Origin of the sequence: Paenibacillus sp. 1781tsa1, assembly GCF_024159265.1 — a bacterium.
GTDB lineage: Bacteria > Bacillota > Bacilli > Paenibacillales > Paenibacillaceae > Paenibacillus.
The window spans coordinates 267,060-292,535 of the sequence record NZ_JAMYWY010000001.1; the positions used below are offsets into that span (position 1 = coordinate 267,060).

Here is a 25,476-nt window from a genome sequence, read left to right on the forward strand (position 1 = left end):
CGGATCGAAAAGGTCGTTAAGCAAGGATATGATACTTCAGGCTTCACTGGATGCGTTCAAGAAGCTTAATCCAGTGGTCATGATCAAAAATCCGGTCATGTTTATTGTCGAGGTAGGAACATTCATTACGCTTTTACTGTGCATCAATCCAGATCTTTTCACCGCATCGGAAGCTGGGCGCGGGTACAACATTGCCGTGTTTTTCATTTTGCTGTTCACGCTGCTATTTGCCAACTTCGCGGAGGCACTTGCAGAAGGTAGAGGTAAAGCGCAGGCGGATACGTTACGCAAGACGAAGTCAGACACCATGGCCAATCTGGTACAGAAGGACGGAATAATCCGACACGTGTCTTCGACCCAATTGAAAAAAGGCGATATGGTACGTGTGGAAGTTGGTGAACTGATCCCAACGGACGGTGAGATTATAGAAGGCTTGGCCTCTATTGATGAATCGGCCATTACGGGAGAATCTGCCCCGGTCATCAAGGAAGCGGGAGGCGATTTTTCATCGGTTACCGGGGGCACACGCGTCGTGTCCGATTATATCGTCATGCGTGTACAGACCGATCCGGGGGAGTCATTCCTTGACCGGATGATCTCTCTGGTTGAGGGTGCACAGCGCCAGAAAACACCCAATGAAATAGCACTGACAACCCTTCTCGCCGTATTAACGCTGATCTTTCTGATCGTCATACTCACGATGGTTCCGATGGCGAATTACCTGGGTATTCGACTGGATCTGGCGACCCTGATCGCACTGCTCGTCTGCCTGATCCCAACCACCATTGGTGGATTACTGTCTGCCATTGGTATTGCCGGGATGGACCGTGTTACGCAGTTCAATGTGCTCGCCATGTCAGGTAAAGCGGTGGAAGCAGCCGGGGATATCGACACGTTGATTCTGGACAAAACAGGAACGATCACATACGGAAACCGCATGGCATCTGAGTTTATTCCCGTTCAGGGCATTACTTCGTCAGAGATGACGCAAGCTGCTTTACAGGCTTCTGTGCGAGATGAGACCCCGGAAGGGCGTTCTGTGGTGGAACTGGCAGGCAAACAAGGTCAGAGCTGGGCTGAGAGGGAGTATGCACATGCGGAAAATGTGGAATTCACGGCAGAGACCCGGATGTCCGGTCTCAATCTGAGCAGCGGAATGAAGATCCGCAAAGGTGCGGTAGATGCGATCAAAAGATATATCGCTTCCGAAGGAGGCCGTATACCGGGGGATCTGGATGAGATCGCAAATCGAATTGCAAAGGCTGGGGGTACGCCGCTTGCTGTAGCTATCGATGAACGCATCTACGGTGTGATCTATCTGAAAGACACTGTGAAGCCAGGGCTGAAAGAGAAGTTCGCTGAGATGCGCGCCATGGGTATCAAGACCATTATGTGTACAGGCGACAATCCGTTAACCGCAGCGACCATCGCGCTGGAAGCGGGCGTGGATGATTTTATTGCCGAAGCGAAGCCCGAGGACAAGATTGCGGCGATCAAAAAAGAGCAGCAGGAGGGCAAACTCGTCGCTATGACGGGCGACGGTACCAACGATGCTCCTGCTCTGGCACAGGCCGATGTGGGCCTGGCGATGAATTCGGGCACCATGGCGGCCAAGGAAGCGGCCAACATGATTGACTTGGATTCCGACCCGACCAAGCTATTGTCGGTCGTCTCCATTGGCAAACAGCTGCTGATTACACGCGGTGCGCTCACAACCTTTTCGATATCCAATGATATCGCGAAATATTTTGCCATCATCCCAGCCATGTTTATCCTCGCCATGCCGCAACTTCAGGCGCTGAATATTATGAATCTGGCTTCACCGCAGTCTGCGATCCTGTCGGCGCTCATCTTCAACGCCATTATCATTCCGCTACTCATTCCTATCGCAATGAAAGGGGTCAAGTATCGGGCGATGTCAGCCGAACGGCTGCTTGGGCGCAATGTGTTCATCTATGGCGTAGGTGGTGTGATGGTACCTTTTATCGGCATTAAGCTCATTGATATGGTTCTGTCGGGGATTCTTTGAGAAAACGATGTGATCTCGAAACTTTGAACTAAAGCGTGATAGACTGCAACGTTTAGTGAAATTGTCCTTTTATCCTAATGAATTCAGGAAGTGATCTGTATGAACATGTTCTTACCCGCCGTAAGGCTATCCGTTGTGCTTATGCTGATATGCGGTTTAATCTACCCGCTTGTAACGACTGGCGTAGCCCAACTTCTCTTCCCTGCGCAGGCGAATGGCAGTCTGATTACGCAAGATGAGAAAATCATCGGCTCGTCACTGCTGGCGCAGGAAATTCAATCGCCGGGGCTGTTCCAGCCCCGGGCATCCAATGCCGGTTATGACCCAACGGCTTCAGCCGGTTCGAATCGTGCCGTAGCTTCGGATGAGTATATCAGCGAGATGAAGGAAAAGATTGCTCAGCTCCAGCAGGAAAATCCGGGATTGAAGCAGATCCCTGCTGATCTCGTGACGGGTTCAGGCTCTGGACTTGATCCGGATCTCTCTCCAGAAGCCGCTGAGGCACAGATCCCACGCATTAGCGAAGCTACGGGGCTTAGTGAACAGCAGCTTGTGCAACTTGTAAATGAGCATACGGAAGGTCGTCAGATGGGTATATTCGGGGAACCACGTGTGAATGTAACGGCTCTGAATCTGGCGCTGACAGCAGAAATGAACTAACGAACGAACATATTAGCCTGCTCACGATATATCGGGAGGGGCTTTCTCCATTTGTTTCATCCTATTTTTAAAGGAAAGGGGGAGAGGGACGGATGGAAGACAGCTTCAAGCGTAAGTCACCGGAAGAGATGCTGAAGATGATTACGAAGCTGCAGCAGGGTACGCTCAAAATCTACATCGGCCCAGTCAGCGGATCAGGCAAAACGTATCACATGTTACGAGAAGGGAATACGTTGCGCGAGCAGGGCATTGATGTGGTCATCTGCGCCGTCTCCACAATGCGCAGACCGGAAACGGTGGAACAGCTTGGCGCACTCGAACGGATCCCAAGTATTCACTGGTTACGCGAGAGTGATGATGCAGAGATGAAAGATCTGAACTTGGATGCGCTGCTGGCGCGTAATCCGGAGGTTGTGCTGGTGGATGGTTTGGCACATCGCAACAGAGAAGGTGCTCGGTATGCTACCCGGCTGGAGGACATTCAGTTTTTGCTCCGAAACAACATCAGTGTCATGACAACGGTGAATGTGTATGAGCTGGAAGGCTATACCGAGCTGGCACGGCAGCTCACCGGTATCGCAGCAGAACATACGGTACCTGCGGATACACTGGAACTTGCGGATGAAGTCAAGCTGATTGACGTCACGCCGGAAACTATACTGAGCCGTCTGGCAGAAGGTCATCTGAAGGGGCATGAGGGAGAAGCAGTATTTCGTCAAGGCAATCTGGGTATTCTGCGCGAACTGGCCCTGAGATTGGTTGCAGAAGGGGTGAATGAATCCCTGCGTGAGCATCGGGAGGAGATGGGAATTACCGTCACAACAGGCATCATGGAACGAATTCTGGTGTCCACGCAATATCATTGGAACGGCTCGATCTATATCCGGCGCGGACAACAGATTGCCAAACGGCTGAATGGTGATTTGTGCGCCGTGGTTTTTCGGAATATGAAGCAACCGTTAACCAAGGAGGCAACCGTATTTCGGCGCAATATGATCAAGTTGGTAGAGAAGTTTGGCGGCCATATGGAGGAGCTGTCTATATTACACCGTCGCAACATCCCGTCTACACTGGCGCGTTACGCCATGGAGCATCAGATTACCCGGATTGTGATGGGACACTCCCGGCGTACGCGCTGGCAGGAATTGTGGCAAGGGTCCGTTGTGAACTCGCTGCTACGCAGATTACGTGGTGTTGATCTGTTTCTGGTTGCTGATCGAGCGGCCCGGGAAGGTAAACAAGTGGTTCCGGCCAAGGTAAACGATGTGGAGTCGCTGACATACCGCAGACTAAGCGAGCAGGAAATGAAGGAACAGATTGGTCAGATTCAGCGCGGCACATTCAAAATATATATCGGAGCCGCACCAGGTGTAGGCAAAACCTACATGATGCTGCGGGAAGGCAATGATTTGCTCCGTAAGGGCATTGATGTGCAGATCGGCTTGCTGGAGACCCATGGGCGGGCGGAAACCGTGGAGCAGATTGGCCACCTCTCTGTGATCCCTCGCGCACAACGCGTTTATCAGGGAACTCGTCTGGAAGAGATGGACACGGAGGCCATTCTGCATCTTTGTCCGGAAGTGGTGCTTGTGGATGAGCTGGCGCATACGAATGTACCCGGGAGTGTTCGGCAAAAGCGTTATGAAGATGTTCTGCTACTGCTGAATGCAGGCATCTCGGTGATTACCACAATGAATGTACAGCATCTCGAAAGTCTGAATGATGCCGTTGAACATATTACAGGTGTTCGTGTCCGCGAGACCGTACCCGATCGGATCATTCAGATGGCGGATGAGGTGCAGCTGATTGATGTGGCGCCCCAGGCCTTGCGGCAGCGCATGAGGGAGGGTAAAATCTATGCAACTGCCAAGGTCGAGCAAGCCCTTGCGAATTTCTTCAAAATCGGTAATCTGATTGCCTTGCGAGAACTTGCCCTGCGCGAACTGGCGGACGATGTCGATGAACGGCTTGAAACACAGCAGGCTAAAATTACACTTCGAGGACCTTGGCGCAGACAGGAAGCGGTCTTTGTATGTGTAAGCAGTGATCGTCATGCCGAGCGGCTGATCCGGCGGGGATTCCGCATGGCTTTCCGTCTAAAAGCCATCTGGCACGTACATCATATCCACATCGGTGAGTCCATGAGTGACGAAGTGAAGTGTCATCTGGAAGTATTGGAGCAGCTGACGATTCGGCTTGGTGGTCAATTTCATATTCATCATAGTCCAAGGCTGCGCGATGTACCTGAAATTTTGGCAAGAAAAGCATCGGAGGCGAGAGCAACCCAGTTGGTGGTCGGGCAGGCAAAACGGGTGTGGTGGCTGAATGGCTACCGCGGCTCAGGGTCGGTGGTCAACCGACTTGTACGCTTGTCGCGGCATCTGGATATATTGATCGTTGCAGATTACGATTATGAACTGAGCGGGATGTGAATGGATGTTGTCTGAACGAATAAAAAAAGAAACGCGGGCATCCCACGGGAAACGGGTTCCGTCATATGTGTGGGTGACGCTTGGGGTGACGCTGCTAACTTTGCTGCTTCATGCTATTGGCATGAGTGGTGATCAGGTTAACGTAGCGCTTGTATACCTGTTTCCCGTTCTGGTGAGTGCTGTGTATTGGGGAATGGGTCCAGCTGTATATGCCGCGAGTTTTAGTGTCATTATGTTTGACTTCTTTTTTGTACCGCCATATCTGAGCTTTACGGTTGAGGATTTGAGATATCTCATCTCCTTTGTTGTGTATCTTGCGGTGGCAATCCTGACAGCAAGTCTTGCAGGTCGGTTGCGACAACAACTGGAGATGGTAAAAGCACGTGAAGCCACAACTAACTCCCTGTACGCATTGAGTCGTCAGATGACAGCCATTACGGATCTGAATACGTTGCTGGTTAACATTGCAACCCAGGTTTCGCTCACCTTGGGCAAACCAGCAGCGGTGTATCTTCCCGATGGTCAGGGGGATCTACTGGTTACAAGCTCTTCTTCACCCGCATCAGAAGGGGAAAAGGATAACTGGGGGAATGGAGAGTCGGAGATTGCCATTGCCAAATGGGTGTATCATCACGGACAGATCGCAGGTAAGGGATCATCCGCTTTACGGGAATCTCCCGGACTATATGTGCCGCTGCGCACAGAGGAGCAGATACATGGCGTGCTTGCCGTGAGTATGGACGCTGGCGAGTCTCATGAGCAGCAAGAACAGCTTCGTCTGTTGGAGGCATGTGGTGGACTGGCGGCAGGTGCCATTGCACGAGTCAAGCTGGCGGAGAAGGCACGATTGGCGCAGATCACTGCTGAATCAGAGCGTATACGCACAGCGCTGCTGGACTCTGTCTCTCATGAATTGCGTACGCCCCTAACTGCCATTATCGGCTCGGCTACGGGATTGTTGGAGAATGATACTCTTTTTACACCCGAGGATCGGAGAGAATTAACAGGCAATATTCGGGATGGAGCCTTGCGCATGAATCGTCTCGTCACAAATCTGTTGGGCATGGTTCGGCTGGAGAGCGGCATGTTGCAACTGAACCGGAAATGGTGTGACGTGGGAGACATAATTAGCGCTGTACTGACACAAGTTCGGGAATTCAGTCCGCATCGCAAAGTTCAAGTTGAACTGCCTGATGATCCGGCCTTCATCTACGGAGATGAAGTATTGCTGGAGCAGGTGCTGGTCAATATCGTCAGCAACGCCATCAAATATTCGTCTGATGAGAGCCAGATTGTCATCACTGTGACGAGTAATAAGAGTCCAAGTCAATTGACCATCTGGGTAGCTGATCAAGGTGTCGGTATACCGGAAGCGGAAAGATTGCGTATATTTGATAAGTTCTATCGCTCAGAGTCTACTCAGCATGTCACAGGAACAGGGCTTGGTCTGGCGATCTGCAAAGGCATTGTGGAAGTCCACAGAGGTACCATTGTGGCAGAGTCGAATCCGGGCGGGGGAACGAGAATGCGCATAGAACTCCCCATGGAGGCTCACGGATCGCGGTTTCCCTATTCAGAACAAGGAGAGGTTGAAGAATAACATGAACGCACCACTAGGGGCTCGTATACTGGTGATCGATGATGAGCCGCAGATTCGCAAATTGCTCAAGGTCACTCTTCAGGCACACCAATTCGAACTCCACGAGTGTGGAGAGGGCGAAGAGGGTGTTATTCAGGCGAGTATTGTACATCCGGATCTGATCATCCTTGATCTTGGTTTGCCAGGCATGTCTGGCATGGAGGTACTTCGCCGCATTCGCGAATGGTCGCAAGTCCCGATCATTGTGCTGACAGCGAAGGATCAGGAGGGAGACAAAATTGCCGCATTGGATGGTGGTGCAGATGATTATGTGACCAAACCATTCGGAATGGGTGAGTTGGTCGCCCGTATTCGGGTGGCGCTGCGTCATGTAGCCAAAACGACGGATGAGCCAATACTGCGCTTCGGAGCACTGACGGTTGATCTGGCCCAAAGGCAGGTCGAACTGGAGGGGAATTTGGTCAAATTAACCCCAACGGAATATGAGATGCTGAAGGTGCTCGCCTCGAATGCGGGTAAGATCATCACCCAGCGTCAGCTTTTGCAGCAAGTATGGGGAGGGCATCATCATGAGTCCGACAGCCATTATCTTCGGGTATATGTGGGACATCTGCGCAAGAAATTAAATGAAGATCCAACCAAGCCACGATATATTCAGACGGAGCCTGGCATTGGTTATCGCTTTTTGCTCCCTGCCGAATAAGGTTTAAGGGAGCAGCGAGACATTTCTTAATAGTGATGTGATGCACGCCTCAGCGGGTGAGCGTTATTGAAGAGCAAAACACCGTCCCCTTTGGCTGCAAAGGAACGGTGCTTTTGTATTATGACGTGTATTTTGGCAACCAGTCGCCGTGAGCCTCAATCAACTCATCACACATCGCTACGATGTCATCGATAGACAGCTCGGCAGCCGTGTGTGGATCAAGCATGGCCGCGTGATAGATATGTTCTTTTTTGCCGGTAATTGCCGCTTCAATTGTCAGCAGTTGCGTATTGATGTTTGTCCGGTTCAGTGCTGCGAGTTGTGGAGGCAGATCCCCGATGTACGTAGGGCTGATTCCTGATCCATCCACCAAACAAGGTACCTCAACACAAGCCTCGCGAGGCAGGTTGGTGATCAGTCCGTTGTTCATAACGTTTCCGCCAATCTTGTACGGGTTATTCGTCTCCATCGCTTCAATAATATGCGATGCGTATTCACGGCTGCGGGTATGTTCAATATTTTCGCTGGCAAACAGCTTGGTACGCATTTCTTTCCAGCCTTCAATCTGGTTCACACAGCGGCGTGGATACTCATCCAGTGGAATGTTGAAGCGTTCAATCAGCTCCGGGTAATTCCGCTTGATGAAGTAAGGGTGGTACTCGGCATTATGCTCGGACGATTCCGTTACATAATAGCCAAATCGCTGCATCAACTCAAAACGGACCATGTCGTCATGCTGTTCTTTCTGCTTTTCCTTCGCCAGACGTTTAATCTCGGGGTACAGATCCTGCCCGTCTTTTGTAACTTCGAGCAGCCACGCCATGTGGTTGATCCCTGCAATTTTAGCGACAACACCTGTCTGATCGATCCCCAGTGCATCGAACAGATGTGGTACACATACCTGTACACTATGACACAAACCTACGGTTTTGATCCCACCATGCACATTCATGACGTTGGTAAGCACGGCCATCGGGTTGGTGTAGTTCAGGAACCATGCATCCGGACACACTTCCTGCATATCCCGGGCAAAATCCAGCATAACCGGAATCGTCCGCAAATTACGGAAAATTCCACCGATACCTAGGGTATCTGCAATCGTTTGACGTAGTCCGTATTTCTTCGGAATCTCGAAGTCCGTAATGGTACATGGATCATATCCACCGACCTGGATGGCGTTGATGACATATTTGGCCCCGCGCAGCGCTTCTTTGCGGTCCTGATATACGTTCACGACGCAACGACTTCCGAGTGAACGGGCCAGACTGGTCAGCAAACGCTCTGAATCGCTCAAACGTTCAGCATCGATATCAAACAATGCCAGCTCAAAATCCTGCAGTGCTTCGGTCATCATGACATCACCCAATACATTTTTGACAAAGACGGTGCTTCCTGCACCGAGAAACGTAATTTTGTTCATCTTAACTTCAGCCTCCCTGAAAAATGTTGTACCCCAACTATAGGCCGATTCGGCACATATAACTATGGCTCAACCCCTCTCAAACATGGCATAATCCCATTTTTGTTTCCGTTTTCAACTAATAATGTTGTGCTTTAGCTGTTATAATTTAATTAGACATACAGATGGTGAACCTCGGAAGGAAACAAGGAGGGAGGGCATAAAATGAGAAAAATAGAGATGAATGTGGTTCCCACGGACTGGACACAGATGGAACTGGTCTTGTTGTTCTTCGGGTGGGAGGCGTGTGAACCCGCCCATTACTGGGGACCGGGTGTACGTGATTCCTATATTGTGCATTACATCCATGAAGGACGGGGCATCGTGTACATGGGGGATCAGGAATACAAGCTTAGCGAGGGACAGGGTTTTATCATTTTCCCGGACACGCTTATTCATTATGAGGCAGATCCGAAGGAACCCTGGACGTATTCGTGGTTCGGCTTCAAAGGTGTACAAGCCAAAGCATTCATGCAACGTGCCCAACTGAGCCCGGAGCGCCCGATATATGATGCCCATGATACGATTTCGATGGAACGGTTGTATACGGAGATGGTCCAAGCTTCCACGCGACCGGAAGGCGATGTGTTGAACCAGAGTCTATTGTACCGCTTGATGGCAGAACTAATCTCTTCTTCACCTGTGGAGGAAGAGATAGGGCAGCTCCTTTCGAACAAAGAAACGTACATCCGGCAGGCGGTGCAGTTTATGGAGAACAGGTACAGTCAGCGAACTTCCATTCTGGATATTGCCCAAGCTGTGGGGCTGGATCGTACGTATCTATCGGGATTGTTCAAAGAGCGATATGGCATGTCGCTACAGTCATTTTTTCTGGAGTACCGTATGAATCGTGCTGCCGAACTTCTTCAGAATCCAGGGCTGTCGGTCAGTGAAGTGGCCCATTCTGTCGGTTATACGGACCCATTATTGTTTTCCAAGATGTTTAAGCGTGTGACGGGCGTATCTCCGAAGGGGTCGAGAATTCGCGATTAGACGCACCTGGTGTTTCAAATTTAAAAGAAAAGTTTTGATCATTAAACGTTGTCCCGCTATACTGATACAGAAGTGTAATTGAATATGTGGAACTTGGTGCTTTGCCCGTCAGGGTGGAAGCTTAATAGGGAAGTCCGGTGTAATACCGGCGCGGTCCCGCCACTGTAACAGAGGAGTCAGGTAGCGATAATCCACTGGTTTAAGCCGGGAAGGAGCTGCAAGTGACGATGATTCTGGAGCCAGGAGACCTGCCAGGTTTAACAAACACAGTAGTACCCTACGGGAGATAGGAAGGTGTTTAGAGAGCATGATTTTTTCTGAAAATCTGTTTATTTAAGGCGTCCTCATCCAGTACACGGAGAGGGACGCTTTTTTTGTTATGGACGAAGAACATCATGACACATACATAGAGTTTTGGGGAAGGACGTTAGAGCACTTGAGCAGATATATCGTTAAACGATTAATACAACTGGTAGTCGTATTGTTCGGCATCACGTTCCTGACGTTCCTGCTAACCTATCTGTCTCCTGGAGATCCAGCCAGACTTATGCTTATGTCTACAGGGGTAACGCCATCCGATGAGCTGGTCAGGCAGGTGAGGTCGGAGCTTGGGTTGGACGAGCCCTTTCTCTACCGATACGGGACATGGTTGGGACAGGTGGTGACTGGAGACTTCGGTACATCATATAAATACAATCGTCCAGTACTGGACGTGTTGATGGCACGGCTCCCGGCAACGCTTTTGCTAACAGGAAGTGCCATGCTTCTGGTTATTCTGATTTCCTTTCCACTGGGGATGCTGTCGGCTGTCTATCGTAACCAATGGCTTGATCACGTCATTCGTCTGTTCTCTTTTGCCGGATTATCGATGCCCAGCTTCTGGTTGGGTATGCTGCTCATGTTGGTCTTCGGTGTACAGCTGAAGCTGCTGCCGGTAATGGGTAATTCCGGTTGGTATAGCCTGATTCTGCCTGCATGTACACTCGCGATTCCACTTGTTGCCCAGTACAGCAGACAGATTCGTGCGGTCCTGCTTGAGGAGACAAGCCAGAACTATGTGATCGGAGCCAGATCCAGAGGTGTGAAGGAGTCGATCATTATTTTGCGTCATATTCTCCCGAATGCCCTGCTGCCGATCGTTACCCTTATGGGCATGACAACAGGTGCTTTGTTAGGTGGTGCAGCGATTGTGGAAAGTTTATTTGTGTGGCCGGGCGTTGGACAGATGGCTGTAGATGCGATTTTCACAAGGGATTATCCTCTGATTCAGGGGTATGTCATCTGGATGGCGATCATATATGTCACCCTGAATCTGCTGGTGGATATATGGACTCATCTTCGTGATCCCCGAATCCGACTGGAAGTGGATATATAGATGAGAGCCTTCAGACTTGTATTACTGCAGAATCGCTGGTTCACCTTCCTGCTGTCTCTGACCGCCTTCTGGATTATTCTTGCCATGGTTGCACCGCTGCTTGCACCACACGATCCACTTGCAACGAACTTTGCCAAAGTGTTGCAGCCATCCAGCGCCGAGTATCCTCTTGGAACCGATCAACTAGGCCGCTGTGTATTATCTCGTCTTCTGTACGGTGCACGTACCTCGCTGCTGCTCACTTTTATGATGATTGGCATCGTGTTTGTGCTAGGTATAGCGATTGGAGTCATCGCCGGTTTTGCTCGGGGTGTGACGGATATGGTGCTCATGCGCCTGTCTGATACATTAATGGCATTTCCGGGCCTGATTTTTGCGATCGCTGTGGTGGGGATGCTGGGGCCGGGATTGTTCAATACGGTGCTGGCACTGTCGGTTGTCTGGTGGGCGAAGTATGCACGGATGGCGAGAAGCCTGGTGATTTCCCTTCAGCAAAAGGAATATGTCGCTGCCGCTGCTTTCAGCGGAGCACGTAAGTTACAGATTATCGGCAGGACGATCCTGCCCAATATGATGTCTCCAATCATCGTCATGGCGATGATGGATGTGGGTGGTATGATGCTGTCCATCTCGGGGTTGTCCTTTCTTGGGCTTGGCGCGCAGCCTCCGAACCCCGAGTGGGGGGCCATGTTAAATGAAGGCAGAAGATATCTGCAGACTGCACCATGGCTGTTGATATATCCGGGCTTGGCGATATTTAGCACCGTCATTATTTTTAATTTACTGGGAGACAGCCTGCGAGATGTGCTTGATCCCAAGAAAAATACAGCTTAACTGGAGGAACCAGAATGAAGAGGAATTTTCAAAAATCAATGCTGCTCACCCTCATATCCATGTTGGTTGTGTTCTTGCTTGCAGCTTGTGGCACTGCCAATAATCCATCGACCTCGTCTGATGCAACGGAGAAGTCGGCGGGTGCGGACAAGGGCACGACAAGTGTACCAACTCATCTGAATGTGGCCCTGTTCTGGCTTGGCAGCAGTCTGGACCCGGCAGAAGAATGGAATGGCTGGACGCTGACGCGTGCAGCGATTGGTGAGACACTGATCCAGTTTGACGAGGATATGAAGCTGGTCCCTAAAATTGCAGATTCTTGGAAACGAGTGGATGACACGACTTGGCACTTTCATATTCGGGAAGGTGTAACTTTCCATAACGGAAACAAAGTAACCGCAGATGCGGTGAAAAAATCGATTGAACGCTCCATTGAGTTAAACGAGAGAGGACAAGCGACTGTACCCGTAGCCTCGATGACTGCTGAAGGACAAGATCTGACGATTAAGACGACAGAGCCTTATGCGTCCCTGCTTGGTAATATTGCCGAGCCACTGTTTGTCATTGTGGATACGAGTGCAGATACATCCAAATTCAAGAGCGAGCCTATCGCTACGGGACCATTTATGGTGACAGGTTATACGCCGGATCAGGAGATCCAGGTGAAAAAGTATGACGGGTACTGGGGCAGCGCGGCAGATGTAGACACATTGACGTTGAAATATATCAAGGATGATAGCACACGTGCCCTTGCCCTGCAGTCTGGAGAGATTGATGTAGCCAGTAACGTGGGACGTAGCAATTTGACGTTATTCCAGGACAAGAGTCAATACACCATAGATGAAATTCCTAGCCTGCGTACCCAGTTCGTGTGGTTTAACACGACCAATCCGCTGCTGAGTGATCCGGAGGTTCGCCGGGCGATCTCTTATGGTATTGACCGTGAGATGTATGCCAATACACTGGTGGGCGGTCAGGCTGCCAAAGGACCATTCACATCAGCTCTGCCTTTCGGCTATGACAAGATCAAAGGATATGATTACGAACCGGAGAAAGCCAAACAGCTGCTGGATGGGGCTGGCTACAAGGATGCAGATGGAGATGGCATTCGCGAAAAAGACGGCAAGAAGCTGTCGCTACAGCTGATTCTCAACTCCGCTTACGAGTCTGATTCGATTGTGGCTGCTGCAATGCAGTCCCAGCTTAAAGAGATTGGCGTTCAAGTGGAGATGACCTCCTATGAGGATCTAACCGATCATCAGAAGAGCGGAAATTACGACCTCGCTTTAACAAGTATTAATACAGGCATCACGGGTGACCCGCAGTATATTCTGGATTTCTACTTTATGACGGGTGCGGAATGGAATGTGGGCGGATATAGCAATCCGAAGCTGGATGAGGTAATTACTCGCCTTCATTCCGAGTTTGACGTGGAGAAAAGATATGCCCTTGCAGCAGAGGCCCAGCAGATGATTCTGGATGACGCAGCCTATATGTTTTTGACCTATACCCCGATTAATATCGTAAGTAAAAGTACCGTGCAAGGCGCGACGATGTATCCCATCGACTTCTACCTGCTGGATCGTAATATTAAGGTTGGGCAGTAATGAAGCCCTTGCTTCGTGTCAATCATCTGTCCGTAACCTACAAGGGGCATTCTCTGGCTCTACGGGACTTGTCCTTCTCCATGAATAAGGGAGAGATTATCGGGATTGTAGGTGAAAGTGGCAGCGGAAAGTCGACCCTTATTCGGGCTTTGCTTGGCCTGTTACCAGAAGGTGGTCAATACACGGGGGGAGAGATTTCTTTTCAGGAAAAAGGGCTTCTACGTGAGTCGCGGTTGGATTGGGCTGGAGTGCGCGGGAAGCGGATCGCCATGGTGTTTCAAGACAGTGGATCGTATCTTAATCCGATTCGCAGCATCGGTAGTCAGTATATTGAAGCGATTCGTACTCATTTCAACGTGTCCAGAAAAGTAGCTCAAGCTATGGCTGTGAATATGCTCACGGACATGGGACTGGATGATCCCGAACGAATTATGCGTTCCTACCCCTCGCAGCTCAGTGGCGGCATGAAACAGCGAACAGCGATTGCCATGGCGGTTACGATGGAACCAGAGCTTCTGCTTGCGGACGAGCCGACGAGTTCGCTGGATGTGACGACACAGAATGAAGTGATGAACCGATTGAGCGAGCTTCGTTCCCGTCAAGGGACAGGCATGATTATCGTAACGCACAACATTGCCGTTGCAGCTCATATGGCAGACCGAATTGGTGTGATGCAGAATGGTACATTGGTTGAGATGGGAGATACTTTCCGCGTCATATCCGATCCTCAGCATGAGTACACACGCAAGCTACTGAGTGCTGTACCTGAATTGGAGGGAAATGATCATGGCTCTTGAGGGGTTACCCATTCTGGAACTGAGAAATCTGTGCAAAACCTATGAGTTAAAGGGGCACAGGGCAGTGGATGCACTGAAAGCTGTTCATTTGGAGCTATATCCGGGAGAATGTCTGGGGATTGTCGGTGAGAGTGGTAGCGGAAAGAGCACACTGGCCAGATGTGTAACCCATTTGGATCGAGTGACTTCAGGAAAGATTCGATATCGTCAGCAGGATATTACCCGATTGCATGGGAAGGCGCTACGCCAGCAACGAAAGCAGATTCAGATGGTCTTTCAGGAGCCTTCGGCTATCTTTAATCCGCGAATGAAGATTGGAGCTTTTATTCGGGAGCCACTCATTAATTATAAAGTAATGAAGGGCCAACAAGCGGATCGGGAAGTGCTGAGGCTGTTGGAACGGGTAGGATTGTCTGCCGCTACGGCGGATAAATATCCGCATGAACTGAGCGGGGGAGAGCAGCAAAGAGCAGTCATTGCTCGTGCGATTGGAGTAGAGCCAGACATCATCCTGTTCGATGAGGCCACCTCCGCATTGGATGTTTCCATTCAGCAGCAGATCCTGGATCTGTTGGTGGAGTTGAGAAAAGAAACAGGGATCTCATCTATTTTCATATCGCATGATCTTGCAGTAGTGCAACAGATCAGTGATCGGATTGCCGTGATGTACCAGGGTGAAGTGGTTGAGGTTGTGGAGAGTTCACAGCTGACAAGTTCAGCGAATCATCCCTATACCCGGAGCCTGATGGCCTCGGTGTTGTCCGTGAGAGAAATGAAACATAAGATGCAGCAGCGGGAGCAGGAGCAAGAACAAGAGCAGGTGGAGGTTTTTCAGGAAAGTCTGTCAGGATGAAACCGATGGCGGCTTTTCGTTATGGGCAGATTATACCAATAGAAAGACACAAAAAAGGGTTTCCCCGGAAGTCTATAGATGACTTTCAGGGTAACCTTTTTGTTGATAACAGGTATGTTGTATGACACGTATGTTGTGTGTAGCTGGGCCGTAATACCGGAGGGGCTTATTAATGCCTCATCGTATGTCATTCAGTTCATCATAGTTTTGCTTAGGCCGGATAGTACTTTGTCTCGTATTTCATACTTATTTCATCAGCATCGATAATTGTTGTTTAATTGGGTGTTATCTCTATATGCACAGTCGGTCTAATTTGGAGATTAACTCTCTACATAGATCTTCTGTCCACATGTAGTTGTCTACCTCTGCTTAGCCAGTTCATTGACATGAGCAGTGTAGTACTAGTGTGGTACCTGGGATTGGAAATCGTTCCTGCTGGACTGATCGGCATGGTAAAAGACAATATCACCATCCTTCAGAGGCCAGGTTCTGCCCTGGACGTCTGATGGCGTTTTGTTGAAACCTTCCATCTGCCATTGATTCATCAATGGTGCATGAATGTATTGCAGATGGGGTGTCTCTGTATTTCCATTCCGCAAGCTCTCCATATTGAAGTTCACCACGATGTAACCATTCTTCAGAAAAATATTCGATTTCTCATCCAGCTGATTCTGTCGGGCGAGGGGCACTAGATCCGTACCTTTTGGTACGGCATATACATCCGCAGGCAAGCTGTACTCCCCGTACCAGCGCTGGATTGCTGCATTAGCCCGGTCTACATTGACCCCGGAAGGAATGCCCGTTTTGGGTCCAATGAGTGTCCGAATCGGAGCAGACAGGATCATCCAATCATAACGACCCACCCATGTTTTTTGATGGGAAGTCTGATCGACCAGGCGAACCATATGTTCCGCCAACGTACGTTGGTTGCGTTCTTCCGCTGACAGTTCATAAGTATACTGATAACGCGCGGTATCGCCTAACTCTGTGCCTGGTATATTCCGAAGGCGTGAGTTCAGGACAACAAATCGTTTCTCCAGATCCTGCACCGATCCGATGCGAATCAGGCGTTCCTGGCCTCGATGGTAGTACAGATCTACTTCTTGCCGGGAAGAACCGTCGTTACTCACAAAAGCAAAAGTGGGTGTAATTCGAATACCATCCTGTTTGCCAAACATATTGCCCTTGGTCTTCAGATCAAACTTGAAATGGTACCCTGTCTTTACAGTCGCGTTAGCGAATCCCTGCACCGGATGGCTTCCTGGTCGAATGGGTAATACAAATGGAGCCAGATTACCCCGTGGATCACTATCGATGCTATTCATTCCAGCCCAGTAGCTAAGGCCCGTTGGTTCGGGACTGCCCAGCCGTTTGCGAAATACATTTTCCCAGTTGTAATCAGAGATATCCGTGACGTGAAAATCATATAACCTTCCGATGACATCTATCGGTACGGTGTCTGCTGCAACATGATGGGCCAGATTGGTATTGGCGTCCTGTTGCTCGGTATAGTTTGCAGGTGCATTCTCTGCAATATTGCGGAATGTAATATGGTATTTCCCCTCGTCTACCCATACAGGGAGATAAAATGTGGTATCCAGTTGATTGACCGGAATATCGACCCATGTCTTGGCAGGGATAAACTGACTCCGGTCTGCGTTGTAGACATCAAACGGGAATTGCACCTGTTTGGTTCGAAAATATTTGGCATAGTCCCGACTCCCATATCCAGGATAACTTGCTGCGTCCAAGTGCTGTCCCGATGTGGGGATTCGTACAATGAACGGACGTTCCAGAATAAGTGCAGCGCTTGTTGGGTCCGGCACGGTTTTCTGATTATGCCGCTGATCATCCGATACCCAGGCGTAATTGACGACAGGGGTATGTACCGTGACGGTGTTGATGCCGTTAATCGGTAATAGCTTATTGGCGCCGCCATTCACGTTGCCTGGTAGCAAATCATAATAGATCTCACCAGAGCTTGTGGTGTTTGCTTTATTCAGCAGGGAATTGCTGATCATATTACCCGGTTTGTACAGCACATCGCGACCGATCGTCGTTGGATTAGGGATGTTGGATGGTGTTGGGCCATCTTTGGTTGCTTCTACATCATTCATAATGGTTGTGTTGTTAAATTTCACTAGATCATTATTCACTTTACTTTGAGGTGTGTTGGATTCAGCCATCCCTTTTAACCGTGATGTATCATCAGGCACACTGGGAGGTTGGTTCAAACCACCTGTTAATTTGGGTGGAGTATATGAGATTGAAGTGGTTTGCCCTGGTCGTACATGGCTTTCTACGGATTCATCATTTTTAGACTCCAGTGTTGGTGGTGTGTATCCTGATGGATTCATCGTAACGGTCTCACCGGGCAAAGCGTAATTGTTCATGGTTGCTTTAGCGATCTTATATACTTCCAGGTTATTAATTTTCCAGTAGGAGTAGTCTCTTGTGATTTGGAAGTTGTATGGCTTGGGTACCGTGTCGTTCGCAGGTACAGGTGTCCCTGGTCTACAACCATCTTCATCACATTCCTCTGGTCCAGGTACTGTCCACTCTCTGTCGTACGAGATTGTAACATTACAGTTGTATGTAACTTTACCGCTCATTTTCGCCCAGGCTTGTTTAAACAGATAATTGTCAGCAAAGGCATTTGTGTAGAGTGATTCGGAAGTAGGTATTCCTTTTAACACATTGAATGTCTCATTGTCCCTGTTATCTGACTTGATAACACCGTTGGTATTTGGATCCAGATCATTCATGCTCATGATGGTTCCAGCAGAAGGTGGTCCAATCGTTGGTGTGCAACCTCCACCGCCTCCGTTACCGTCGCCCTCGCCAGTACCTGGGCTCTCTTCGACACCGATGTTTGTTGTGGTAGTTAGCTCAAAATCATCCTTCTTCCATAATACGGTGATGGTTGTGGTTCCTCTGCTAACGGCTTGAACTACTCCGGAGTTACTCACGGTAGCGACACCAGGATTGGAAGATTCCCATGTCGTTGTACCCCCGCTGCCAGTGTTTACATTGGTCTCCGCTCCAAAGTTCCCATCTCCATTTTTCGTTTTGACCGTTGCATTCAATTGTTTGGACTGGTTCAAGCTAAGTTGCCCGCCAGCGGTAAGGTTGATCTCTTTGGTTATTTCAACGAGACCTTTCCAGTAAAGATCTGTGTTGAAGATGTAATCTGCGGACCATTTAGGGGAGTTATATTCTCTAGCATCTGTTGCATTAATAACGCCGCCTATTTTCATTGTAAACTTTGTTCTTCTACCATTGAAGGATTCAACAGAAACAAGTTTAGGCATATTTAAATCTGCATTGTAATATTGGTTGTCGTCCATATAATGAGGCGTTAGGGAAACCTCGGTTAATTCTGAACGTGGATAAGGATCGCTGTTTTTATCCATGTATACTGCAGGTTTGTATACTTCCTTATCAAGATCAAGATCCACACAAACTGTCGAAGAAACAGGACGATTCGTTGAGGGGTCGTTAGTTAGCAAAATATGATCATTAGGCCCACTACATCCGCCATCAACACTCCATCTTAAATCATCAATTTGATAAATATAAATACCGAGATTGGTCATCTTCTGTCCTTCAACAGGTATAACTTTAAGTTGAGATTTCGCCGGTGTTTCAGGCACCATATATTGAGGCTTTATTACAGGTTTAGTACCAGGTCCGCCACCGGCGTGCACAAAAGAATAAGGTGTTAATAAAGAGCAGATGGTTAGAAAGGCTATCAGTAATTTACTGATAGCTGGCTTCAACCTTAAATCTTTTATCTTATTTTGTATCGATGACACTAAAGATTGCCCCCTCTTTGGTTTCTAAGGTTACAGCTCTTGTCACAGATTGATTAAAATGTAACATTCCTTGTGCCCAATATACAGGATTTGTAACTCCAAAAACTCCTCTGTTCAAAGTGTAATCTCCTGTTTTTGGAGCTTCGTATGACAAAAATGATTTTGATTGAGGGGAAGTCATAGGATTAAAGGTAGCTGAATTAAGGAGACTTCCGGCTTGTGGTTGGTTCATGGATGCCGATTTAATATTTAAAGCAAACTCAACGAAAGAAAAGTATCTATCATTTTGCAGCTTTACTCCTTCATCTACAAAAACGGGATAATAAATACTACGGTTATTGCTAGCAACATTAGTATCTACAATAATCCAATTCAAAACTTTAAGATCAGCATAATTAGTATCTGTAACGATTTCTTTGTTTCTAACTTTCGAAAAGTCATTAGTCACAACTTCATCGTACTTCTGATTGCCAGATAGAATAATTTTTCTTTCTGGTGTTTTTTTGTACGATGGCGCAATAATACTCAAATTCGTCCCCGTCAAACCCACCGCTCGCAGCTCATTCAGCCCCTGAAAATCAGCAGGTTTTGTCTTGGCAACTGCTGCATAACGGGCGATCAATACAGCTACTTCAGCTCGTGTTGTCCTACGATCTACACCAAATGTTTTATCGTTGGCTACACTCATCAGTCCCGTTCCCAGGGCAACAGCGACTGCATTTTTTTGAGTGCTTGCGAGCTTACCTGTGAAATATTCCTTTGCAGGCACAACGGTGTTGGTTACATCAGAGAGTGCTTGTTTGTACTCAGGATCAACCACGGTTAGCCCTTGCGTCAGCCAAGTAGCCATCTCCCCTCGTTGAAGAGCACCTTGTGCATCCAATTTTCCCTTGTAATTAGAAGGGCTGATAAAACCTTTTGCAATAGCAGTAGAGACACCACTTTTTGCCCACTCAGGTATGTCCGTGAAATTATTTTGTTCCTGTGTCGATGCATTAGGCTGGTCGGTTAAACGGCCAAGGATACTTGCCATTTCAGCTTTGGTAACCGGTGAACTTGGTTTAAATGTCCCGTCAGCATACCCCTTGAAATAACCTTGTTCCACGGCCAAATTAATTGCTGAGGATGCCCAGTGTGTAGCCGGAACGTCTTTGAATTTAGTTGTAGCTTGTGCAGCTTCTACAGGATTGCCAATGCCTCCAAAACCTACGATCCCCCCTGTTAATATAGCCAATGCCGTTGCGCCGGAAATCATCATTTTTTTCATGAATCTTACTCCTCTCCATTGTAGTTTGTTGTTTTTGATATGTACGAGTTAGGTTACTAGATACTAAATTTGTAATATTAATGAATATTCTACCATGTAATACTAGGCTGTTGGTATGATTTATCAATATGTTTTCTCCTCTCCACACAACTCTCACTAATTCTCTAGACCTATATTCCCTCAAAAAAACACAAAAAAAGGCCACGAATCCGCAGATTCATAGCCTTATGCTTTAAGGTCTCCAACATATGTAGTTCCTTCATCAATAATCAATACATCAAGAATACTCGATTTCCAAACATTTGAAAAGCCCATATTCTTTTTACTCAACATAAAGTCAGGCTATCGGTGTTCCATTAGGCAATGGGCTATCCGGTGTAAGCAAGACAACATCGCCTTCACCAGGCACACCGCCTAGCACGAGTACTTCAGAGACAAAACCGGCAATCCGCCGGGGTGGAAAATTAACTACCGCAACGACCTGTTTGCCGATGATCATGTCAGGCGTGTATCGTTGGGTAATCTGAGCACTAGAGCGTTTAAGACCAAGTGGTCCGAAGTCGATCGTCATTTTAATAGCGGGTATGCGAGCCTTGGGGAAGGGTTCGGCTTCCACCACTGTACCAACCCGGATATCATGCTGCATGAACTCTTCAAAAGTAGCCATAGGGAGAGATCTCCTTTCAATTATGGGATTATTATAAATGAAGAATCAACAAAAAATCCAGATTACGCGGTATCGTAACCTGGATTTCTGTTCTATTGCTTTGCAGCATATTAAGCGCCGTTCCAATTTTCCCCGGTGAGATATTTCTCGGTGAGGATGGATAACATCTGAATACCTACTTCATTATGTCCGCCTTCTGGAATAATGATATCGGCATACTTTTTGGATGGCTCGATAAAAGCATCGTGCATCGGTTTTACCGTTTCGAGATATTGTTTGTACACGGATTGGATCGTGCGTCCGCGTTCTTCAATGTCCCGTAGTACTCTGCGCAGAATTCGCACATCGGAGTCGGTATCAACAAATACTTTGATGTCCATCAGACTGCGAAGATGTTCGTCAATCAACACATGCAATCCTTCTACAATGACAATATGGTTCGGTGCCAGTTCAACCGTCTCATTGGCAGCACGATTATCTATGGTGAAGTCATATACGGGAGCATACGCCGCTTGGCCTTTTTTCAACAAAGTGAGATGCTCAATCAACAGATCATTGTCGAATGCAAACGGGTGATCGTAATTGGTGAGTCGGCGTTGCTCAGGTGTGAGCTGCGACTGGTCTTTGTAATAATTGTCTTGGGATATAAACGTGACTTTACCTGATCCCAGACGGTCTATGACGGAGCGAGCTACCGTCGTTTTACCGGAGCCGGTTCCTCCGGCGATACCAATAATGAGCATGGTTGTTCCATAAGCCTCCCTAAAATGGCAGCATGATGAATGGATAAAAGCGCATCAGAAATCCTTCGTTCATAGCCTTTATCCACATGTCTGTCTCTGAATACACAATTCCTTCATTGTACCATAGCAGACGGCTTTTTTCATCTTGGTGTATGGACCATGTTTTGCCTTCAGGGGCTTTATGCTTACTTGTTCATATTCATTTTACTGGATATCTTTGGATGATACTCCCCGCGGTGACTCCCATAGGGCCAGCAGGCGCTGTCCGATGGAACTTTTTGTGAACATATTCAGGATGACATAACCAAGGACACATCCTGTTGTATTGGCTATCAGATCGTTCAGATCGGTACTGCGACCGTTGCCTAAGGTTGCTCGAAGTAGCAACTGTGTTATTTCAATGAGGAAACTTACGCTCAATCCTGCGAATGCTGCTGTTCGTATCGAGTGAATCCAAGGCTTGATGAAAGGAAGCATGAACCCCAGTGGCATAAACAGCACAATGTTGAGGAGAAAGCTTGCTGCATCTGCAGTCAGAAGCGGAATCCATTGAATACTTTGATACCATGGGGTCTGATTGGCATAGATTCCGATGTTCACGTCGATAGGGAAAAATACAAAGTGCATAACGCCCAACAAATATATGACAAATGCGAGTATCGACACATAATGTCTGACCGTATACCTGGTTTTGCTCACCCTGACATGGAGCATCAGGGCGAGCAGGACCAGAACGAATAATGGACCAAGTACGATGGGAGATGAGATTGAATATTGGATGGACATGGGATGGCTCCTCCACAAGGAAATGAGATCAGGCTATTGAAGCGGAATCTTCATTTCCATTCCCTTGATGAATTGAGTGTCTTTAACCTCTTCCGTAAAATCATCCTTGATCTCGAAAGGTTTCACTATCAGATATTTTACATCCTTGGCAGTTGTGGCATATATGTGTTCGGATGTTAATTGGGTTCCCTTATAGGTGCCCTCGCCGCTAAGTGAGGTCAGTTGCCGCCCTTGATCATCATAGACGGCAAATCCGATGTGACTCAGCTGCTCCTGCTCTTTTGCCGTAAGAGTACTCTTATCGTTCAATCTGATAACAGTAGTTAGGCGGGTAGTGACAGGGGTAACCTCAGCCTCCGTAACAGCGGCCGTATACAGATCGTTGGTCATGGCTGTGTTAGGCAGAACCTGATGAATGTTTTCTGTTGATTTGGCAAAAGGAACCGTCAACTCGAACTCATGATCGATGCCCTGCAACGTCAATTGAACCTTGGCGTCGAACTGATCCGGCAATTGTGCCGCTCCCTGATCGGAGGAAATGACCTGCTCAAAGAGCAGTGTATTTGGCTGCGTTTCTCCTACCGAACTATAGAACAGTCCGCTATCCGAAAGGGACCCGTCGACTTTGAAAAAGACATTCTCAATTCCGCTGCTCAGTTTTACGATGTCCTTGCCATTGTCATATTCGCCTTGATTCAGATTAGGCGCAGTGAAATGAACCAGAAACGCAGCACGGGTACCGTCATAAACTGTTTCAAGGACTTCCAGTTTCACATCCTGGTAAGCGATCTTGCTGTTAACAGGGGTAGTCAAGCCGTCGTTGCCCGCCGTTCGCAGACCCATATCGGCTTCAATTGAGCTGAAGAGGCTTCCTACGAGTGGGATATTGCGCAAGGAGGCAGCCATGGCCGGTGATACAAAGCCGGATGCAAATACGGTCACGCCCAATACTCCGGCTGCGATCGTTGCAGCTGCAGCCTTGTGCCATCGCTTGTTCCGGCGACTGGAGCGCATAATCTGTTCGCTTTTCAATGGGTTTGGGGACGCCGGCAGAGAATCAAGTGTGGCATCAATCCGGTTACGAACGAGTTCAGACATCAGAGGACGCTCCTTTGCTTGGTTTTTTAATTCCTGATCGATATTAAACGGGTTTGACATGTAAGTTTACCTCCCGAAAATTTTTGAATTTCTGATATAACTCCTGCCTTGCCCGAGTAAGTCTCATTTTCACTGCACTTTCGGAAATATTCAGCGTATCGGCGACTTGACGCAGGGATAGGTCCTCAAAATAATGCAAAACGACTACAATTCGTTTCGATTCCTCCAGACGGTCTACCGCTTCTCGCATATCAACCTCATCGTAGGGACTGGAATGCTCCCGCTTTTCTGAAGGTACTTCCGCATAAGCGGTGGAGAGAGAGCGGCGAGACAGCATCGTGTTGCATTCATTGATGAGGATGCGATACAGCCAGGTTTTGAAATACCGGGGTTCCCGGAGTGTATGCACCGATTTATATGCGTTCAGAATGGTCTCCTGAATGGCATCGGCCACATCCTCCTCTTTTCGCAGCATGGATTTTGCCGTATTGTACAAAGAGTTTTCAATGTCTCGAATAAGCCGGATAAAGGCTTCACGATCTCCTTGGATGGCCTGGTTAACGAGATCGGTTGAATCCATGGATAACAGCTCCTTTCGTATTGGAGGGATGAAGCCAGCACTTGGCTGGTTTTGATATGAATTAGACTGGCGGGTAGGGCATATGGTCACATTTATTTTTATAATTTTTAAAAAAAAGAGCGTTGTTATATATGACGTATCGGTTCTCTATGATCCCTTCAATGCTAAGAAAGGTTGATTTTTCCTGAAGATTGGATGATTGACTTTTTCGAAAACAGCACTATAATAAACTTATATTCATAACACGGACTGTTACTGGGGAAACCAGGCATGACCGAATTCGATTGCTTTACTGTAATCGCTTTCGGTCTTTTTTTATTTTTGTTGGGGGGTGAGAACATTGAAGGTTATCAAGAAAGTAAACAATAACGTAGCCATCGCTATTAATGAACATAACGAAGAGGTATTTGTCGTAGGCAAGGGTGTAGGATTTCTGAAAACGCCCTATGAGCTGACGGAGACGGACTTGGTAGAGAAAATATTCGTAGCACCAAAGAACATCCGTATGTATGACCTGCTGAACAGTATTCCGATTGAGGATATTTATCTCGCGGAGGAAGTCATCAAGCTGGGCAGTCAGATCCTGAATAAAACATTTAACCCGAATCTGCTTCTCACCCTGTCTGACCATATCAGTTTTGCATTAACCCGAACCAAAGAAGGCATCCGTATCAAAAATCCGCTGGAATGGGAAGTGCGGACACTCTATCCGGACGAGACCCGGGTGGGGGAGGCTGCCCTGAAACTGATTCAGGAAAAAACGGATATCGCTCTGCCGACAGCCGAAACAACACTGATTGCTCTGCATTTTGTTAATGCACAGGTGGGCTCTGGAGAGATGAGTGATACCACCAAGGTAACCACAGTTACGGGCGAGATCCTGTCCGTGATCAAATATGCTCTCAAAATTGACTTTCAAGAGGATTCCATCCATTTCATGCGCTTTGCCACACATATTCGGTATTTCATTCTGAGGCAGATGAGCGGTAAATCGCTCAAAGACGAGAATGAATCGCTTTTCCTGATGGTGAAGGAGAAGTTTCCGAAAGAACTCGCTTGTGTGGAGAAGATTGCGGACTTTCTGAAAAATAACTATGGCTGGACCTGTTCGGATGATGAAAAGTTATATCTGATTCTGCATATCCAACGATTGATTTAGAATGAACCAACGGAATGAA

General features: G+C 48.0%; 20 protein-coding genes and 1 riboswitch. Of the genes, 12 read left to right on the forward strand and 8 right to left on the reverse strand.

The features are described 5' to 3' along the window. Nucleotides 1-28 precede the first annotated feature (28 nt). The 5 genes from kdpB (at nt 29) to NKT06_RS01255 (ending at nt 7,424) form a co-directional block, all read left to right on the forward strand. Nucleotides 29-2,029 carry a potassium-transporting ATPase subunit KdpB gene (gene kdpB / locus NKT06_RS01235; protein ID WP_253442325.1) on the forward strand — a complete coding sequence of 667 codons (2,001 nt, stop codon included), beginning with the start codon at nt 29-31 and terminating at the stop codon, nt 2,027-2,029. 99 nt (nt 2,030-2,128) lie between these two features. Next, the gene (gene kdpC / locus NKT06_RS01240) at nt 2,129-2,689 is read left to right on the forward strand and encodes a potassium-transporting ATPase subunit KdpC (protein ID WP_253429155.1); all 561 of its coding nucleotides are present in this window, start codon (nt 2,129-2,131) and stop codon (nt 2,687-2,689) included. A 92-nt stretch (nt 2,690-2,781) separates the two neighbouring features. Next, complete coding sequence (locus NKT06_RS01245) at nt 2,782-5,121, forward strand: histidine kinase (protein WP_253429157.1); 2,340 nt, start codon at nt 2,782-2,784, stop codon at nt 5,119-5,121. Between the two features lie 4 nt (nt 5,122-5,125). After that, nucleotides 5,126-6,721, forward strand: a complete 1,596-nt coding sequence (locus NKT06_RS01250; RefSeq protein WP_253429159.1) for an ATP-binding protein — start codon at nt 5,126-5,128, stop codon at nt 6,719-6,721. 1 nt (nt 6,722) lies between these two features. Next, nucleotides 6,723-7,424 carry a response regulator gene (locus tag NKT06_RS01255; RefSeq protein WP_253429161.1) on the forward strand — a complete coding sequence of 234 codons (702 nt, stop codon included), beginning with the start codon at nt 6,723-6,725 and terminating at the stop codon, nt 7,422-7,424. 118 nt (nt 7,425-7,542) lie between these two features. On the opposite strand, the gene melA is transcribed toward NKT06_RS01255, so the two are convergent. After that, nucleotides 7,543-8,844 (reverse strand): alpha-glucosidase/alpha-galactosidase, encoded by a 1,302-nt coding sequence (melA, locus tag NKT06_RS01260; RefSeq protein WP_253429163.1) that lies wholly within the window; start codon nt 8,842-8,844, stop codon nt 7,543-7,545. Nucleotides 8,845-9,048: 204 nt separating this feature from the next. On the opposite strand from melA, the gene NKT06_RS01265 reads away from it, so the two are divergent. The 6 genes from NKT06_RS01265 to NKT06_RS01290 all read left to right on the forward strand — a co-directional run bounded on the left by NKT06_RS01265 (nt 9,049) and on the right by NKT06_RS01290 (nt 15,342). Beyond that, nucleotides 9,049-9,876 (forward strand): AraC family ligand binding domain-containing protein, encoded by an 828-nt coding sequence (locus tag NKT06_RS01265; protein ID WP_253429165.1) that lies wholly within the window; start codon nt 9,049-9,051, stop codon nt 9,874-9,876. Nucleotides 9,877-9,953: 77 nt separating this feature from the next. Then, nucleotides 9,954-10,146: riboswitch (cobalamin riboswitch) on the forward strand. A 166-nt stretch (nt 10,147-10,312) separates the two neighbouring features. Beyond that, nucleotides 10,313-11,251 (forward strand): nickel ABC transporter permease, encoded by a 939-nt coding sequence (gene nikB, locus NKT06_RS01270; protein ID WP_253429167.1) that lies wholly within the window; start codon nt 10,313-10,315, stop codon nt 11,249-11,251. Continuing rightward, nucleotides 11,252-12,085: a nickel transporter permease gene (nikC, locus tag NKT06_RS01275; protein WP_253429169.1), complete on the forward strand. Its 834-nt coding sequence runs from the start codon at nt 11,252-11,254 to the stop codon at nt 12,083-12,085. 14 nt (nt 12,086-12,099) lie between these two features. Beyond that, complete coding sequence (locus NKT06_RS01280; RefSeq protein ID WP_253429171.1) at nt 12,100-13,692, forward strand: ABC transporter substrate-binding protein; 1,593 nt, start codon at nt 12,100-12,102, stop codon at nt 13,690-13,692. Continuing rightward, nucleotides 13,692-14,489, forward strand: a complete 798-nt coding sequence (locus NKT06_RS01285; RefSeq protein ID WP_253429173.1) for an ABC transporter ATP-binding protein — start codon at nt 13,692-13,694, stop codon at nt 14,487-14,489. The genes NKT06_RS01280 and NKT06_RS01285 overlap by 1 nt, the downstream gene beginning before the upstream one ends. Then, on the forward strand, nt 14,479-15,342 hold the full coding sequence (locus NKT06_RS01290; RefSeq protein WP_253429175.1) for an ABC transporter ATP-binding protein: 864 nt from the start codon (nt 14,479-14,481) through the stop codon (nt 15,340-15,342). The genes NKT06_RS01285 and NKT06_RS01290 overlap by 11 nt, the downstream gene beginning before the upstream one ends. A gap of 401 nt (nt 15,343-15,743) precedes the next feature. Here NKT06_RS01290 and NKT06_RS01295 read toward each other — a convergent pair whose 3' ends face one another. The 7 genes from NKT06_RS01295 to NKT06_RS01325 all read right to left on the reverse strand — a co-directional run bounded on the left by NKT06_RS01295 (nt 15,744) and on the right by NKT06_RS01325 (nt 24,298). Further along, entirely contained in the window at nt 15,744-18,938 is a 3,195-nt protein-coding gene (locus tag NKT06_RS01295; RefSeq protein ID WP_253429177.1) for a DUF5704 domain-containing protein, read from the reverse strand. Between the two features lie 199 nt (nt 18,939-19,137). Continuing rightward, nucleotides 19,138-20,424 carry an S-layer homology domain-containing protein gene (locus NKT06_RS01300; protein WP_253429179.1) on the reverse strand — a complete coding sequence of 429 codons (1,287 nt, stop codon included), beginning with the start codon at nt 20,422-20,424 and terminating at the stop codon, nt 19,138-19,140. A gap of 337 nt (nt 20,425-20,761) precedes the next feature. Continuing rightward, nucleotides 20,762-21,091: a chaperone CsaA gene (gene csaA / locus NKT06_RS01305; RefSeq protein WP_062837691.1), complete on the reverse strand. Its 330-nt coding sequence runs from the start codon at nt 21,089-21,091 to the stop codon at nt 20,762-20,764. Between the two features lie 110 nt (nt 21,092-21,201). Then, nucleotides 21,202-21,834 carry a uridine kinase gene (udk, locus tag NKT06_RS01310; RefSeq protein ID WP_017691162.1) on the reverse strand — a complete coding sequence of 211 codons (633 nt, stop codon included), beginning with the start codon at nt 21,832-21,834 and terminating at the stop codon, nt 21,202-21,204. Between the two features lie 204 nt (nt 21,835-22,038). After that, nucleotides 22,039-22,620, reverse strand: a complete 582-nt coding sequence (locus NKT06_RS01315; protein WP_253429182.1) for a VanZ family protein — start codon at nt 22,618-22,620, stop codon at nt 22,039-22,041. A gap of 33 nt (nt 22,621-22,653) precedes the next feature. After that, on the reverse strand, nt 22,654-23,778 hold the full coding sequence (locus NKT06_RS01320) for a DUF4179 domain-containing protein (RefSeq protein ID WP_253429184.1): 1,125 nt from the start codon (nt 23,776-23,778) through the stop codon (nt 22,654-22,656). After that, a complete protein-coding gene (locus NKT06_RS01325; RefSeq protein WP_253429186.1) occupies nt 23,762-24,298 on the reverse strand; it encodes an RNA polymerase sigma factor in 537 nt (178 codons plus the stop codon). Before NKT06_RS01325 ends, NKT06_RS01320 begins: the two co-directional genes overlap by 17 nt. Before the next feature lie 340 nt (nt 24,299-24,638). Between NKT06_RS01325 and NKT06_RS01330 the strand changes: the two genes are divergently transcribed. Next, nucleotides 24,639-25,457, forward strand: coding sequence for a PRD domain-containing protein (locus NKT06_RS01330; RefSeq protein ID WP_253429188.1), 819 nt, complete (start codon nt 24,639-24,641; stop codon nt 25,455-25,457). Nucleotides 25,458-25,476 lie beyond the last annotated feature (19 nt).